Here is a 13071-nt window from a genome sequence, read left to right on the forward strand (position 1 = left end):
CGCATGATCTTCACGCTATTGAGTGCGGGCGGGGCGGGGCATCCCCCGCAGGGGGGACTGCGACGGATCAGCCGCGGGACGGACGGCCGACGTGCAGCACCGTGCGCACGAGCAGGCCGGCGACCAACGCCCAGAACGCCGCACTCACCCCGAGCACCGCGATGCCGGAGGCGGCGACGAGAAACGTGACGACCGCGGGGAGCCGCTCACCGGGGTCGTCGATCGCCTGCTGGACGGCCGCGCCGAAGGCGCCGAACAGCGCCAGCCCCGCGACCGCCGGGATCACCGCCGTCGGGGCGAGCACGACGAGCGTGGCGAAGGCGGCGGAGAACGCGCCCAGCACGAGGTAGGACGCTCCGGTCGAGACACCGGCGAGCCAGCGCCGGGTGGGGTCGGGGTCGGCGTCGGGGGACGCGGCGAGGGCCGCGCTGATGGCGGCGAGGTTGATCGCATGACCGCCCGCCGGAGCGCCGAGCGCCGTGCCGAGACCGGTCACGAGCATCGCCGGACGCCACGGGACCTTGTAGCCGAAGCTGCGCATGATCGCGATACCCGGCACGTTCTGCGACGCCATGGTCACGATGAACAGCGGAAGCGCGATGCCGACCAGGGCCCCGACCGTGAAGGCCGGCATCGTCAGCTCGAACCGCGGCAGGAGGACGGCCGGGTCGACGGGGGTCCCGGCGGAGACCAGCGACAGAGCGACGACCGCGGCCGCGGCGGCGAAGGCCAGCGGCACGGCCCACCGGGGAGCCAGACGGGCGAAGAGCAGCCAGGTCAGCACGACCGGGAGCACACCCCACGGGTTCGCGACGACCCCGGTGATCGGCGCGAGGCAGAGCGGCAGCAGCACCCCTGCCAGCATGGCCTGCGCGATCGACGGCGGGATCCGCGCGATCAGGGCGCCAAGCGCGGGCCAGAGCGCCGTGAGGAGGATGAGGGACGCCGTCACGAGGAAGGCTCCGACGGCGGCGGGCCAGCCGCCCTCGACGCTGCCGGTCGCCACGAGCAGTGCGGCACCGGGGGTGGACCACGCGGCCGTGATCGGCATCCGGTAGCGCCAGGCCAGCACGATGCAGGCGAGCCCCATCGCGAGGCTCACGGCGAGGAGTCCGCTGGCCGCCTGCGCCGCCGACGCGCCCACGGCGTCGAGCCCCGTGAGCACCACCGCGAAGGAGCTCGTGAACCCGACCAGTGCCGTGACGATCCCGGCGACGATCGGACGGGTTACGGGGACGGCGGCGGGCATGGCTCCGAGAGTATCGCGGGGGAGCGGTCCGCCTCCGGTCAGGCCAGCCCCATCCGATGCGCGAGCACGACGGCCTGCACGCGGTCCCTGGCACCGAGCTTCTGGAGGATGCGCGAGACATGGGTCTTCACGGTGGCCTCGCCGATGAACAGAGCCCGGGCGATCTCGGCGTTGCTGCGGGCGTCGGCGAGCAGGGTCAGCACCTCGGCCTCCCGCTCGGTCAGCGGCTCCGCGAGTACGGCCGTCGCGGGCGCTTTCGCCACCGCGCGGGCGGGAGCGGCGCCGGCTTCCGGGGTCGCTCCGGCGAAGCGGGTGAGGACGCGGCGGGTCACCTCGGGTGCCAGCATGCCGTCCCCGGCCGCGAGAGCGCGCACCGCGGAGATGAGATCCTCGGCGCCCGCGTTCTTGAGGAGGAATCCGCTCGCGCCGGCTTCGAGCGCCTGATAGAGATAGTCGTCGCGGTCGAACGTCGTCACGATCGCGATCGCGGCGCCCACCGACGGGTCGGCGACGAGGCGGCGCGTCGCCTCGATCCCGTCCATGTCGGGCATCTGCACGTCCATCGTGATGACGTCGGGGCGCAGCGCGGCGGCCTGCGCGACGGCCTCGGCTCCCGTCGAGGCCTCGCCCACGACGGCGATGTCGGGCTGGGTGTCGAGGATCGTGCGGAATCCCGCGCGGAGGAGGGCGTGGTCGTCGACGAGGAGCACTCGGATCGGCGCGGTCATCGTGCGCCCTCCGGCACGGCCGTGCCGAGCGGCACCCGCGCCCGGACCCGCAGACCCCCGGCGACGCGCGGAGTGACCTCGACGGTGCCGCCGGAGGCTGCCGCGCGCTCGCGCATCCCGAGCTGTCCGAGACCGGGTCGCAGCTGGGCGATGGCGCGGCCGGTGTTCACGACCTCGACCTCCACGCCGTCGTCGTCGTAGCGCACGCGCACGTCCGCGGTCGCCCCCGGTCCGGCGTGCCGACGGGCGTTGGTCAGCGATTCCTGTGCGATCCGGTACAGGTTCACGGCGACGAGCGAGGGAACGGGCACCGGATCGCCGATCACGGTGTACGCGGTGGGGAGACCCGCCTCGGTCGATGCCTGCGCGAGCGCCGCGATGTCGTCGAGGGAGACGGTCGACGCCGACTCGGTCGTGTCGCCGCCGGGAGTGCGCAGCGTCTCCAGCAGCTGGCGCAGCTCCTGGATCGCGTCCCGCGCGGAGGACTCGATCCCGGAGAGGATGCGCGCCGACTGGGCGGGATCGCTCTCGAGCACGAGGCGCGCGGCGCCCGCCTGCACGCCCATCACCGACACGTGGTGGGCGACGACGTCGTGCAGCTCCCTGGCGATCCGCACCCGGTCGAGGGCCACCGCCTGCGCCGCGGTGACCTCGCGCTCGCGCTCCAGTTCGCGGGTGCGCTCTTCCAGCACGGTGCGCTGCTCGGCTGCCGCCCAGGAGCGCTCGCCGAAGTAATAGGCACCGCCGAAGTACAGGGCGTTGAGGAGGATCTGGATGAGCATGAACGCCACGTAGGGCGACATGGCTCCGGCGACGACGTCCGCCTTATCGGCCTCGCTGATGGCGTCGCGGTACATGGTGATGAGGAGCCACACGAACATGCCGACGATGATGGCGACGCGGACGACGAGGGCCTTCCGGCGATCGTTCATCCAGGCGCCGACCGTGTAGAGCGCGATGAACATCGCGATGTTGCCGACGTAGATCTCCGGCACTCGGATCGTCACAGCCGTGAAGTAGGCCAGCGACACCACGACGGCCACGGTGCCGGGCCAGCGTCGGCGGAACCCGAGCGGCGCCGCCACGACGACGGCGTAGACGAGCGCGGTCCACAGCGGGGCCTGCTCGTCGCCGTAGACCTGGGCGATGGAGGAGAGCGCCGCGCTGAGGATCGCACCGACGAAGAGGACGAGCGCGAGGAGGAGGTCGCCGCGCTGGTCGCGCAGGGTCGGCGTCCGGGTGAAGGCCATCCCTCCACCGTAGGGCGGGGACTGTCGCGCGGCATCCCCCGTGCGACGGACGCGGGCGGTACGTCTGCCAGGATCAGGTGTGACCTCCTCGCCGCGCCCGCGCCTGGCACCGCTCTACCTCGCCGGGTTCACCACCGCCTTCGGCGCGCACGGCATCGCCGCGGCCCTCGGCGCCGAGACCGAGGACATCGGCTGGACGCTGCTGGCCTTCGGCTTCACGCTCGCGCTGTACGACCTCGCCGAGGTGTTGCTGAAACCGCTCTTCGGCGCCCTCAGCGACCGGGTCGGCGTGCGTCCCGTGATCATCGGCGGGCTGTTGGCCTTCGCCGCGTTCTCGGTGGTCGGAGCTCAGGCCCCCGGCATGGTCGGTCTCGTGATCGCGCGCTTCGGCCAGGGAGCCGCGGCCTCGGCGTTCTCGCCGGCCTCGTCCGCTGCGGTGGCCCGGTTGACGGACGACGCGTCCCGTGGCCGCTACTTCGGGCGCTACGGCTCCTGGAAGAGTCTCGGATACGCGCTCGGCCCGCTGCTCGGCGCGGTGCTCGTGGTGGTGGGAGGGATCCCTGCCCTGTTCTGGGCCCTCGCCGTGCTCGGACTCGCGGCAGCCGGATGGGTGCTCCTCGCCGTCCCCGCCGTGCCCGTGCTGCCGCGGAAGCGGGTGACGCTCGTCGACCTCGGCCGGGAGCTCCTCGCCCCTGGGTTCCTCGTCCCCACCCTCGTGCTGGCGGCCACGACCGGTGCGCTCGCCGTGGCCGTGGGATTCCTCCCGCTGCTCGGGCGACAGGCCGGGCTCGGCACGGTGGGCAGCATGGCGATCGTCACGGTGCTGGCGATCGTGTCGAGCATCGTGCAGCCGTTCGTCGGCGCGGCGCACGACCGCGGTCGGCTCTCCGTCCGTCTCGGGGCCGTCGGCGGGCTGCTCCTGATCGGCCTCGGCATCGGGCTCACCGCGCTGTGGGTGACGCCGATCGTGCTGTGCGTCACGGGCGTGCTGGTCGGCGCCGGGGTGGGCCTGGCGACGCCGGTGGCGTTCTCGCACTTGGCGGCATCGACGCCCGCGGAACGCATGGGACGCACGATGGGCAGTGCGGAACTGGGCCGGGAGCTGGGCGACGCGGGTGGCCCGTTGGTCGCCGGGGCCGTGGCGACGGCGACGGTGCCGGCGGTCGGAATCGGCGTCATCGCGGTGCTCACGGCGGGAGCCGGGGCCGTGGCGCTCCTCGGTCTCCGACCGCCGCGCGTCGACGCGCGGCCGGACCAGAACCGGGCGAACGGACACGACGGCGAAGGGCAGAACTATGAAGCGACATGAAGAGCGCCGAGTGCAATACGATCCAGTACTCAGTACTACAACTTCATTCTGAAGCACTGTGGAGAGATCGCGTGCAAGTGAATAAAACCGTGCTGTGGGGAGTAGTGGGGGCGGGGGTGGCCATCTTCCTCGTGGTGATATGCGCGGTCTTGGTCATTCCTGCTCTCACGAAGACACCGGGGCCCGGCGATCAGTTCGAGTTCCCGATCAGCTGGCAGCGATCGAAGGACCCAGACGTCCCGGATGCCGCCAACACAACCATCGAGCTCTACGCGGACGGAACTGCCCAGCTGTCGGGAATCTCATTGGGGCACATCGAGACGTCTGCTGACGCCCGGCTTTGTGTCGCTGACGCCAGCGAGGGAGATGCTGGCGATGCGCGTTGGGAGGTGGACGACGACGGTGTACTTCACGTTCGTAGCGTCGACGGAGAAGCGGTCTTCCTGCCTGGGGCAGGACGGTTCTCGGGCTCCGACTGGTCCGAGCTTCGCGAACCGTTCTGTGACGAGACCTTCGTTGACTTCAGTCCATCGCGGGATGAAGCGGAGGATGCTGCCGCACGGCGTGTGCGGGGTGGCAGTTCTCCGATGGCACCACCTATGAGCTTCGCTCCCGGGACTGCACGTGTCTGCTGAGTCAGTGATCGGACCGATACTGATCGTGATCGGGCTTGCCCTGATGATTTTCCGCAGGTCTGTTTCCCAGATCTTCCATCACGGCGTGGAGAGGATGTACGGGGAGCCGTTAGCTGATGATGCGATGCCGCCCGGGAGGACGCCGATGAGGATGCTCATCGTCGGGATACTCTTCATCGGCTTCGGCATCTTCACTCTCGTCGGCGCACTTCTGCGGTAGCGGTGGCACAACGCTGACGTGGTGGTTCTCGAACCTGGAGGGGACGGTGAACGTGCAGACGGTGGCGAACGCGACGGGTACGACCACCCGCATGCTCCGCCCGCAATATCGATGTGTCGGGTGAATCGATTTGTCAGGTATTCGCCCGAGAGGCGATAGCCCGATAGTCGAGCAGGCGCTCGATCACGCGGGCCACGCCGTCCTCGTCGTTGGTCGCGGTGGTCTCGTCCGCGGCCTCCTGCACGACGGGTTCCGCGTGCGCCATCGCCACGCCGTGACCGGCCCAGCGGAGCATCTCGACATCGTTGAGGGCGTCTCCGAACGCCACGACGTCGGAGCGATCGATGCCGAGGTGGGTGCAGAGGCGCGCGAGTCCCGTGGCCTTCGTGACGCCCTGCGCCATGACCTCGACGAACGGGGCGCCGGACAGCGTGGCCTCGAAGCCGGTGAGCCCGAGGGACCGCAGGGTCTCGAAGAGTGCGGCGGGCGCGAGCTCGGGGTGCCGGATCACGAGTTTGAGCGTCGGCGCGGCCAGCACCTCGTCCAGCGGGACGCCGCTCATCGTCGCGGGGTCGCGCTTGTGGTCGGACAGCTGCGCGATCGTCGCGTAGCCGTGCTGCGCGACGAACGTCTCGCCGCCCTCCCGTACGCTCGCGAAGAGCAGGCCGGGAACGCTGGCGCGCAGCGCGTCGGCGACGGTGCGAAGGGTCGCGGGCGGCAGTTCCTCGGCGAACAGCATGCGGCCCTCGGTGAGGTGCGTCGCGTACGCGCCGTTGCCGCACAGCGCCCACCCGTCGAATCCGGCGTCGGCGGCGATCACGCGAAGGCCGATGGGCTGGCGGGCGGTGACGGGCACCACCGCGACGCCCGCATCCCGCGCGGCATCGAGCGCCGCGCGGGTACGCGGCGACACCGTGGACGAGCTATCGAGCAGGGTGCCGTCGAGGTCGGTCGCGATCAGCCGCACGGAATGGGTCCCTGAGTCTGCCATGCGATGGGTCCCTGAGCCTGTCGAAGGGCCTGAGCCTGTCGAAGGGTCAGGAGAAGATCATCGGCAGGTCGTCGTCGGCGTCGTCGCCGCCGAAGTCCACATCGACCACCACGGGCACGTGGTCGCTGGGCTGCTCGCCCTTGCGCTCGTTGCGGTGGATCGACGCGCCGGTGACGGCATCGGCGAACGTCTTCGAGCCGAGGATGAAGTCGATGCGGATGCCCTCGTTGCGCGGGAACTTCAGCCGCTGGTAGTCCCAGTAGGTGTAGCCCTCGGGGAGCAGCGGACGCACCACATCGGTCACCCCCGCGTCGGTCAGGGCGAAGAACGCGTCGCGCTCGGCGGGGGACACGTGGGTGGACCGGCCGACCACGATGTCGGGATCGCCGTTGTCATGGTCGAACGGGATGATGTTGAAGTCGCCGACGAGGGCGAGCGGGAGGTCGGGGTTCGCCGACAGCTCGGCCGCCGTGGACCGCTTGAGCTGCTCGAGCCAATGCAGTTTGTAGACATAGTGCGGGTCATCGAGCGAGCGGCCGTTGGGCACGTACAGGCTCCAGACGCGCACGCCGTCGACCATGACGCCCAGAGCGCGCGCCTCCTGCGGGGCATCGGGGCCCTCGTGGCCCTTCGCGAACCCTGGCATGCCGTCGAAGGCGGTGCGGACATCGGTGACGGGCAGACGGCTCGCGATCGCGACGCCGTTCCACTGATTCAGGCCGTGCACCTCGACGTGGTAGCCGGCCTCCTCGAACGGCGCATACGGGAACTGCTCCGGCTTGCACTTCACCTCCTGCATCGCGAGCACGTCGATGTCTTCACGGACGGCGAACTCGACGGTGCGGGTGACGCGGGTGCGGATGGAGTTGACGTTCCAGGTGGCCAAGCGCATGCGTCCAGCCTAGGGTGTGCCTCCTACACTGGATGCCGTGACCGCACTCGACGCAGACCGCCGGACCCTCCTCGCCCTCATCACGGACGAGGCGGTGTTCCACGGCGATTTCACCCTCTCCAGCGGCAAGAAGGCGACGTACTACGTCGACATGCGCAAGCTCACCCTCGACCACCGCGCAGCCCCGGCGATCGGCCGCATCATGCTCGACCTGATCGCCGATCTCGACGTCGTCGCCGTCGGCGGTCTGACGCTCGGCGCCGACCCGATCGCGAACGCCGTCCTGCATGCCTCGGTCGGCACCGACCGTCCGCTCGACGCGTTCGTCGTGCGGAAGGAGCCGAAGGACCACGGCCGCGGTCGCCAGATCGAGGGCGCCGACGTGAAGGGCAAGCGCGTGGTCGTGCTGGAGGACACCTCGACCACCGGGCAGTCCGCGCTCAAGGCCGTCGAGGCGCTCCGCAAGGAAGGCGCGGAGGTCGTCGCCGTCGCGGTGATCGTCGACCGCAAGACCGGCGCGCAGGCCGCCATCGAGGCCGAGGGTCTGGAGTGGCGCGCGGCGTTCGACCTCGACGACCTCGGGCTCGACCCGCAGTGACCCGCTACGCGCTGGCCGTCGATGTGGGCGGCACGAAGATGGAGGCCGCCCTCGTCGCCGACGACGGCGCGCTCGTCCCCGGCAGCCGCAGCCGGCAGCCCACCGGCCGTGAGGCGACGTCGGCGTCGTTGGCGGCGGCGGTCGACGCGATCGTGCGGCATGCGCTCGCGGCCCTTCCCGCCGACGCGGAGCTCGTCGGCGCCGGGATCGGCAGCGCGGGTCCCGTGGATCGGACCCGCGGTGAGATCCTGCCGGTGAACATGCCCCTCGCGCGGGGTTTCGGCCTCGTCGACGCGGTCGCCCGTGCGGCCTCGACCGCACTCGGCCGGGAGGTCCCGGCGGTCCTGGGTCACGACGGCGGCGCGCTCGCGCTCGCGGAGTCGTGGCTGGGGGCGACGCAGCAGGCGGGAGCCTCGTTGTCGATCGTCGTGTCCACCGGCGTCGGCGGCGGTTTCGTCGTGGGTGGTGCGTATGTGCCCGGGGCGAGCGGCAACGCCGGGCACCTCGGCCAGGTGCGCCGCGAGGGCGGGCTCACTCTCGAGGAGATCGCCTCCGGACCTGCCAGTGCCGCCTGGGCGCGGGAGCAGGGCTGGCCCGGCGCGACCGGGGAGGACCTGGCTCGGGATGCCGCGGCCGGTGTCGCCGTCGCCCGTGCGGCGATCGAGCGCTCGGCCCGCGCCGTCGGGGAGGCGCTGGCCGATGCCGCCACCCTCGTCGACCTCGATGTCGTCGCCATCGGCGGGGGCTTCTCGCAGGTGTCGGCGGACTACATCGACCTCGTCCAGCAGGCTCTCACCGCCAGCGCCGTGCACGAATACTCGCGTCGCACCCGCGTCGTCCGCTCGGGCCTGGGCGACGAGGGGCCGTTGATCGGCGCCGCCGCCCTCGTCCTGCGCTGACGGGAGGCTCAGCTTCCGGACACGAGCAGGCGTCGCGGGGGCCCTTCGAGCCGGGCGACGGCGATCTTCAGGTCCGTGACGTCCGCCGCCACCGCATCGATGCGGGCGCCGAGCTTCTCCTCGACGGTGTCGATGCGGGCGCCGAGCTTCTCCTCGACGGTGTCGATGCGGGCGCCGAGCTTCTCTTCGACGGTGTCGATGCGGGCGCCGAGCTTCTCTTCGACGGTGTCGATGCGCGCGGAGAGCCGGTGGTCGACGGTGCCGAGACGCTCGGCGATGCGACGGATCATCCACGCCCCTGCCGCGAACAGGCTCGCGCCGAGGGTGAGCACGATGCCGATCGCGCTGACGATGATCGTGAGGGTGTCCGCGGACACGGTGCTCCCTTCCTCGGTGCGGCTGTGGCTTCGACGATACGTGGTCGCCGTGCGGGCGCCGGTCGGAATTCCGGCATCTGTGAAGAGGTCGCGTGCAGGCTCGATAGGGGAGGAAGAGTCGGTCACCGCAACGCCGGGACGGCGCGCCCGGAGTGCGACGCCACGAGCATCAGCACGGGGATGATCGCGCACAACACGGCGGACACGAGGAACGTGACGCTCGATGCCGGGTCGCGCCCGATCAGCAGGACCAGCGTGGGCACGAACGTGCCGCCGACCGCGCCGCAGGCCACGAGCGCCCCGGTGACCGCGGCGCTGCGGACCGGATCGAGACGGTCGAGCGCGAGTCCGAGGATGAGTCCGTAGCTCGGGGCCAGCAGGACCACCACGACGGCGAGGATGATCAGCGCTGCGACCGGCTCATCGCCGAGGAGCACGCCGGCGAGCACCAGGAGGACGGCGGCAGCCCCCGTCGCGGTCGCCAGCAGCGCGAGCGGCGGAACCGCCGCGCGCCGGAGCGCGGCGGCGCCGAAGCGGCCGACGGCCATCAGCGCCCAGAAGGCGGAGGTGCCGAGGGCGGCGGCGGCGGGCTCGATAGCGAGCACCCGCTCCGGGATCACGGCCGACCAGCCGGACAGCACGGTCTCCACGCCGACGTAGAGCGGCAGAGCCAGCGCGAAGGGGAGGAGGACGAGCAGGGAGCGGGCGTCCCGTCGCGCCGGGGGCTCGGTCGAACGGGCGAGAGTGGTGGCACCGGCGAGCACCGCGACGGTCGCCAGGGGTACGGTCGCGAGCAGCGCCAGAGCCGGACGGGAACCGGCCCCGAGCGCCACCACGAGCGGTGTGACGGCGGCGCACACGGCGACCGTGCCCATCAGGGCGCTCAGCACCCCGGTCGCGCTTTCGGTGCTGGCGGCCTTGGCGGCCACGGAGCCCGCGGCCTCGACGAGACCGAACCCGAGCCCCGCGAGCGCGGCGGAGGCGATGAAGACGCCCGGATCCGTCGCGAGGGCGACACCGACGATGGCGGCCGCCTGCAGGCTGCTGCCCAGCACGAGCGTCGTCCGCGGCGCGCGTCGCACGAGGAGCGGACCCGACAGCAGCACGCCCACGAGGAGTCCCGCGAAGAGGACGGGCACGGCGGCACTCAGGTCGGCGTCCGTCGTGCGCTCCGCGGAGGGGAGGACGGCAGGGACGAACGCCGCGGTCACGCCGAGGCCGCCGAACGCCGTGAACAGCCCGACGCGGAGTCGGCTCGCGCTCATCTCAGGCACCGCCCGCGCGCACGTGATGCACGGCGGCGAAGGTGTCGCGGAGGGCCTCCATCGAGCGGTCGTAGTTGGACTGCGCGACCCCGATGAAGATGCAGTCGACGACCATGAGCTGGGCGATCCGGCTGCCCAGGGCCCCGGAGCGGAAGCCCGTCTCGCGCGCCGCGGTGGTCAGCACGATGTCGGCCTGACCGGCGAGCGGGGAGCCGGCGTGGTTGGTGATGGCGATGGTCGTCGCGCCCGCCTGCCGGGCGAGCAGGAGGAACTCGATGGTGTCGGTCGTGGCGCCCGTGTGCGAGACGGCGATCGCGACGTTCCCCGGCCCGAGGGTGGCGGCCGAGGTCCACGCGGCGTGCGGGTCAGACCACTCCAACGCCGTCCGCCCGATCCGGGTGAGCTTGCGCTGGAGGTCGAGCCCGACGATGGAGCTCGCGCCCACGCCGAAGATGTCCACCCGGGTCGAGGAGGTGATCGCCTCGACCGTGGCGCGGAGCGCGTCGGTGTCGAGCACCTTGGCGGTGTCGGCGAGCGAGAGCGTCTCGGCGAGCGACACCTTCGCGACGATATCGGCGAGGGTGTCGTTGCGGTCGATGTCGCCGGACACGGCGGGGAGTGCTGCGGTGTCGAACGTCTCGCGCTCGACCTCCCGCAGCACGTGGTTGCGCAACTCGCGCACATGCTCGTACCCGAGTCGTTTGCAGAACCGCACGACGGACGTGGTCGAGGTGTCGCAGCGGTGCGCGAGCTCCGCGACGGAGAGCCCGGCGGTTCCGGCGGGGTCGGCGAGGAACAGGTCGGCGATGCGCTGTTCGCTCGGACGGAGTTCGGGGCGGAGGGCGCGCATCCGCACGAGCACGAGGTGGGTGCCGGCATCGTCGCGGGCGGCATCGTGGGGCATGGGGTCTCCGATCGGTGTTCATAACACTAGAGGAACTTCTGTTACACGCGTAGGTACTTTCGTGTACTTTTGGTACTTACCCAGACCGACGATGTTCGCGGGGTATCAGGCAGCACCGCCTGATCCGAGCCAGGGCGACGCGGTCCCAGCCAGGAGGAAACAGCATGAGCACAGCACGGTGGGCGTCCCTCGGCGCCCTCACCGCCACGGGCCTCGCCGCGGCGCTCGTCATCACCGGGTGTTCCGCGCCCGCATCCAACCCGTCCGACGGTGGATCGGGCGCCGCCGGCGGCGACCTCGTCATCGGCGTCACGAGCGATCCCGACACGCTCTTCCCGTGGAAGGCCACCCAGTTCCAGGCGGTCAACGTCCTGCAGAACCTGTACGGCACGCTGACCGAGTTCGACGAGGAGCTCAACGTCGTCCCCGGTCTCGCCGAGTCGTGGGACGTCTCCGAGGACGGCCTGACGGTCACCCTCCACCTCCGCGAGGGCGTCACGTTCGCGGACGGCAGCGCGTTCGACTCCGCTGACGTGAAGTACTCGCTCGACGCCATCGCCGACGAGGCGACCGCCGCGGTGGCCGCGAGCTCGCTCGCCTCGGTGGCCGCGGTCGAGGCCACCGACGAGAGCACCGTCACCCTCACCCTCAGCGCCCCCGACGCCGCGCTGCCGGCGAACCTCGCCGTGATCAACATGGCGATGCTCTCGTCGGACGACACCGAGGAGGCGCTCAACACCACTCCGAACGGCACCGGCCCGTTCGTGCTGGAGGACAGGAAGGCGAGCCAGTCGCTCACCCTGGCCAAGAACGACGACTACTGGGGCGACACCGCGCTGCTCGACACCGTCGAGTTCCGCGTGATCCCCGACGAGTCGTCCATCGTGTCGGCGATGCAGTCCGGCAACGTGCAGCTGGCGGTGTTCGACGACCCGCTCGTCGCGCAGACGGCCGAGGGTGCGAACGTCGAGGTCGCCACCACCCCGCAGCTCAGCTACCACGCCCTGCAGCTGAACGCACAGCGCGGCGACCTCGCCGACGTGAACGTGCGCCTCGCGATGCAGTGCGCGATCGACCGCCAGGAGGTGCTCGACACCGCCGCGCTCGGGGAGGGCGAGGTCACCGGTCCGATCACCTCTCCCGCCTTCAAGTCCGACCCCGACGCGCGCCCGTGCCCGGAGCGCGACCTCGACAAGGCGGCCGAGTACCTGAAGAAGGCCGGCAAGGAGGACGGCGTCACCGTCAAGACGATCGTGTCGCAGGGCGAGTACGCCACCTCCGTCAACGAGGCGCAGAACCTCAAGGCGCAGCTCGCCGATGCGAACATCACGCTCGACCTGGAGGTGCTGGAGTCCGGCGCGTTCGTGGACCGCTGGATCGCGGCCGACTTCGACGCCGCGGTCGCCCTCAACGGCGGACGCCCGGACCCGGACGGCATGTACGGTCGTTACTTCACCAGCACCGGCAACCTGAACCAGGTCGCAGGGTACTCCTCGCCTGAGCTCGACGCCCTGTTCGCCGAGGGACGCGAGACAGCCGACCCGGAGAAGCGCAAGGGCATCTACGCGCAGGTCTCCGAGAACCTCGAGGACAACGCCGCCTGGATCTGGCTGTTCACCAGCTACACCTACACCGCGACGGCCTCGACCGTCGACGGCTTCACCCCGATGGCGAACGGTTCGCTGCAGTACCTGCGGACCACCTCCATCCAGTAGTGGAACGAGGGGGCGCGGACACGCGCGCCCCCTCGCCTC

At 71.2% G+C, this 13071-nt stretch carries 14 protein-coding genes; 6 read left to right on the forward strand and 8 right to left on the reverse strand.

Annotated features, from left to right (window positions below; genetic code table 11):
• Positions 1-67: 67 nt before the first annotated feature.
• The 3 genes from AB0N68_RS07340 to AB0N68_RS07350 are packed head-to-tail and all read right to left on the reverse strand — an operon-like array spanning position 68 to position 3227.
• Positions 68-1249, reverse strand: a complete 1182-nt coding sequence (locus AB0N68_RS07340; protein WP_280564539.1) for a benzoate/H(+) symporter BenE family transporter — start codon at positions 1247-1249, stop codon at positions 68-70.
• Between the two features lie 38 nt (positions 1250-1287).
• Positions 1288-1977 (reverse strand): response regulator, encoded by a 690-nt coding sequence (locus AB0N68_RS07345; protein ID WP_259953832.1) that lies wholly within the window; start codon positions 1975-1977, stop codon positions 1288-1290.
• Positions 1974-3227: a sensor histidine kinase gene (locus AB0N68_RS07350; protein ID WP_259953838.1), complete on the reverse strand. Its 1254-nt coding sequence runs from the start codon at positions 3225-3227 to the stop codon at positions 1974-1976. The genes AB0N68_RS07345 and AB0N68_RS07350 overlap by 4 nt, the downstream gene beginning before the upstream one ends.
• A 79-nt stretch (positions 3228-3306) precedes the next feature.
• On the opposite strand from AB0N68_RS07350, the gene AB0N68_RS07355 reads away from it, so the two are divergent.
• The 3 genes from AB0N68_RS07355 to AB0N68_RS07365 are packed head-to-tail and all read left to right on the forward strand — an operon-like array spanning position 3307 to position 5391.
• Positions 3307-4536 (forward strand): MFS transporter, encoded by a 1230-nt coding sequence (locus tag AB0N68_RS07355; RefSeq protein WP_259953840.1) that lies wholly within the window; start codon positions 3307-3309, stop codon positions 4534-4536.
• Positions 4533-5171, forward strand: coding sequence for a hypothetical protein (locus AB0N68_RS07360; RefSeq protein ID WP_259953842.1), 639 nt, complete (start codon positions 4533-4535; stop codon positions 5169-5171). Before AB0N68_RS07355 ends, AB0N68_RS07360 begins: the two co-directional genes overlap by 4 nt.
• On the forward strand, positions 5161-5391 hold the full coding sequence (locus AB0N68_RS07365) for a hypothetical protein (protein WP_313366521.1): 231 nt from the start codon (positions 5161-5163) through the stop codon (positions 5389-5391). Before AB0N68_RS07360 ends, AB0N68_RS07365 begins: the two co-directional genes overlap by 11 nt.
• Positions 5392-5524: 133 nt before the next feature.
• Here AB0N68_RS07365 and AB0N68_RS07370 read toward each other — a convergent pair whose 3' ends face one another.
• On the reverse strand, positions 5525-6382 hold the full coding sequence (locus AB0N68_RS07370; RefSeq protein WP_280564544.1) for a Cof-type HAD-IIB family hydrolase: 858 nt from the start codon (positions 6380-6382) through the stop codon (positions 5525-5527).
• A 46-nt stretch (positions 6383-6428) separates the two neighbouring features.
• The gene (locus AB0N68_RS07375) at positions 6429-7274 is read right to left on the reverse strand and encodes an exodeoxyribonuclease III (protein WP_259953845.1); all 846 of its coding nucleotides are present in this window, start codon (positions 7272-7274) and stop codon (positions 6429-6431) included.
• 37 nt (positions 7275-7311) lie between these two features.
• Here AB0N68_RS07375 and pyrE point away from each other — a divergent pair, with 37 nt between their 5' ends.
• Positions 7312-7872 carry an orotate phosphoribosyltransferase gene (gene pyrE, locus AB0N68_RS07380; protein ID WP_187662600.1) on the forward strand — a complete coding sequence of 187 codons (561 nt, stop codon included), beginning with the start codon at positions 7312-7314 and terminating at the stop codon, positions 7870-7872.
• Positions 7869-8771 carry an ROK family protein gene (locus tag AB0N68_RS07385; protein WP_259953848.1) on the forward strand — a complete coding sequence of 301 codons (903 nt, stop codon included), beginning with the start codon at positions 7869-7871 and terminating at the stop codon, positions 8769-8771. The genes pyrE and AB0N68_RS07385 overlap by 4 nt, the downstream gene beginning before the upstream one ends.
• An 8-nt stretch (positions 8772-8779) precedes the next feature.
• Here AB0N68_RS07385 and AB0N68_RS07390 read toward each other — a convergent pair whose 3' ends face one another.
• The 3 genes from AB0N68_RS07390 to AB0N68_RS07400 all read right to left on the reverse strand — a co-directional run bounded on the left by AB0N68_RS07390 (position 8780) and on the right by AB0N68_RS07400 (position 11317).
• Complete coding sequence (locus AB0N68_RS07390; protein ID WP_280564549.1) at positions 8780-9148, reverse strand: hypothetical protein; 369 nt, start codon at positions 9146-9148, stop codon at positions 8780-8782.
• A 122-nt stretch (positions 9149-9270) separates the two neighbouring features.
• Positions 9271-10413 (reverse strand): MFS transporter, encoded by a 1143-nt coding sequence (locus tag AB0N68_RS07395; protein WP_259953850.1) that lies wholly within the window; start codon positions 10411-10413, stop codon positions 9271-9273.
• Position 10414: 1 nt separating this feature from the next.
• Positions 10415-11317 carry a MurR/RpiR family transcriptional regulator gene (locus AB0N68_RS07400; RefSeq protein ID WP_085605640.1) on the reverse strand — a complete coding sequence of 301 codons (903 nt, stop codon included), beginning with the start codon at positions 11315-11317 and terminating at the stop codon, positions 10415-10417.
• Between the two features lie 164 nt (positions 11318-11481).
• Here AB0N68_RS07400 and AB0N68_RS07405 point away from each other — a divergent pair, with 164 nt between their 5' ends.
• A complete protein-coding gene (locus tag AB0N68_RS07405; protein ID WP_363332422.1) occupies positions 11482-13032 on the forward strand; it encodes an ABC transporter substrate-binding protein in 1551 nt (516 codons plus the stop codon).
• The last annotated feature ends 39 nt before the right edge of the window (positions 13033-13071 follow it).

It is taken from the genome of Microbacterium meiriae (assembly GCF_040685015.1).
Lineage (GTDB): Bacteria > Actinomycetota > Actinomycetes > Actinomycetales > Microbacteriaceae > Microbacterium > Microbacterium meiriae.

Excerpts from the sequence above, each read along its gene's own strand:
- AB0N68_RS07340 (WP_280564539.1), bottom strand. The coding sequence starts at position 1,249 with ATGCCCGCCGCCGTCCCCGTAACCCGTCCGATCGTCGCCGGGATCGTC.
- AB0N68_RS07345 (WP_259953832.1), bottom strand. The coding sequence starts at position 1,977 with ATGACCGCGCCGATCCGAGTGCTCCTCGTCGACGACCACGCCCTCCTC.
- AB0N68_RS07350 (WP_259953838.1), bottom strand. The coding sequence starts at position 3,227 with ATGGCCTTCACCCGGACGCCGACCCTGCGCGACCAGCGCGGCGACCTC.
- AB0N68_RS07360 (WP_259953842.1), top strand. The coding sequence starts at position 4,533 with ATGAAGAGCGCCGAGTGCAATACGATCCAGTACTCAGTACTACAACTT.
- AB0N68_RS07370 (WP_280564544.1), bottom strand. The coding sequence starts at position 6,382 with ATGGCAGACTCAGGGACCCATTCCGTGCGGCTGATCGCGACCGACCTC.
- AB0N68_RS07375 (WP_259953845.1), bottom strand. The coding sequence starts at position 7,274 with ATGCGCTTGGCCACCTGGAACGTCAACTCCATCCGCACCCGCGTCACC.
- AB0N68_RS07395 (WP_259953850.1), bottom strand. The coding sequence starts at position 10,413 with ATGAGCGCGAGCCGACTCCGCGTCGGGCTGTTCACGGCGTTCGGCGGC.
- AB0N68_RS07400 (WP_085605640.1), bottom strand. The coding sequence starts at position 11,317 with ATGCCCCACGATGCCGCCCGCGACGATGCCGGCACCCACCTCGTGCTC.
- AB0N68_RS07405 (WP_363332422.1), top strand. The coding sequence starts at position 11,482 with ATGAGCACAGCACGGTGGGCGTCCCTCGGCGCCCTCACCGCCACGGGC.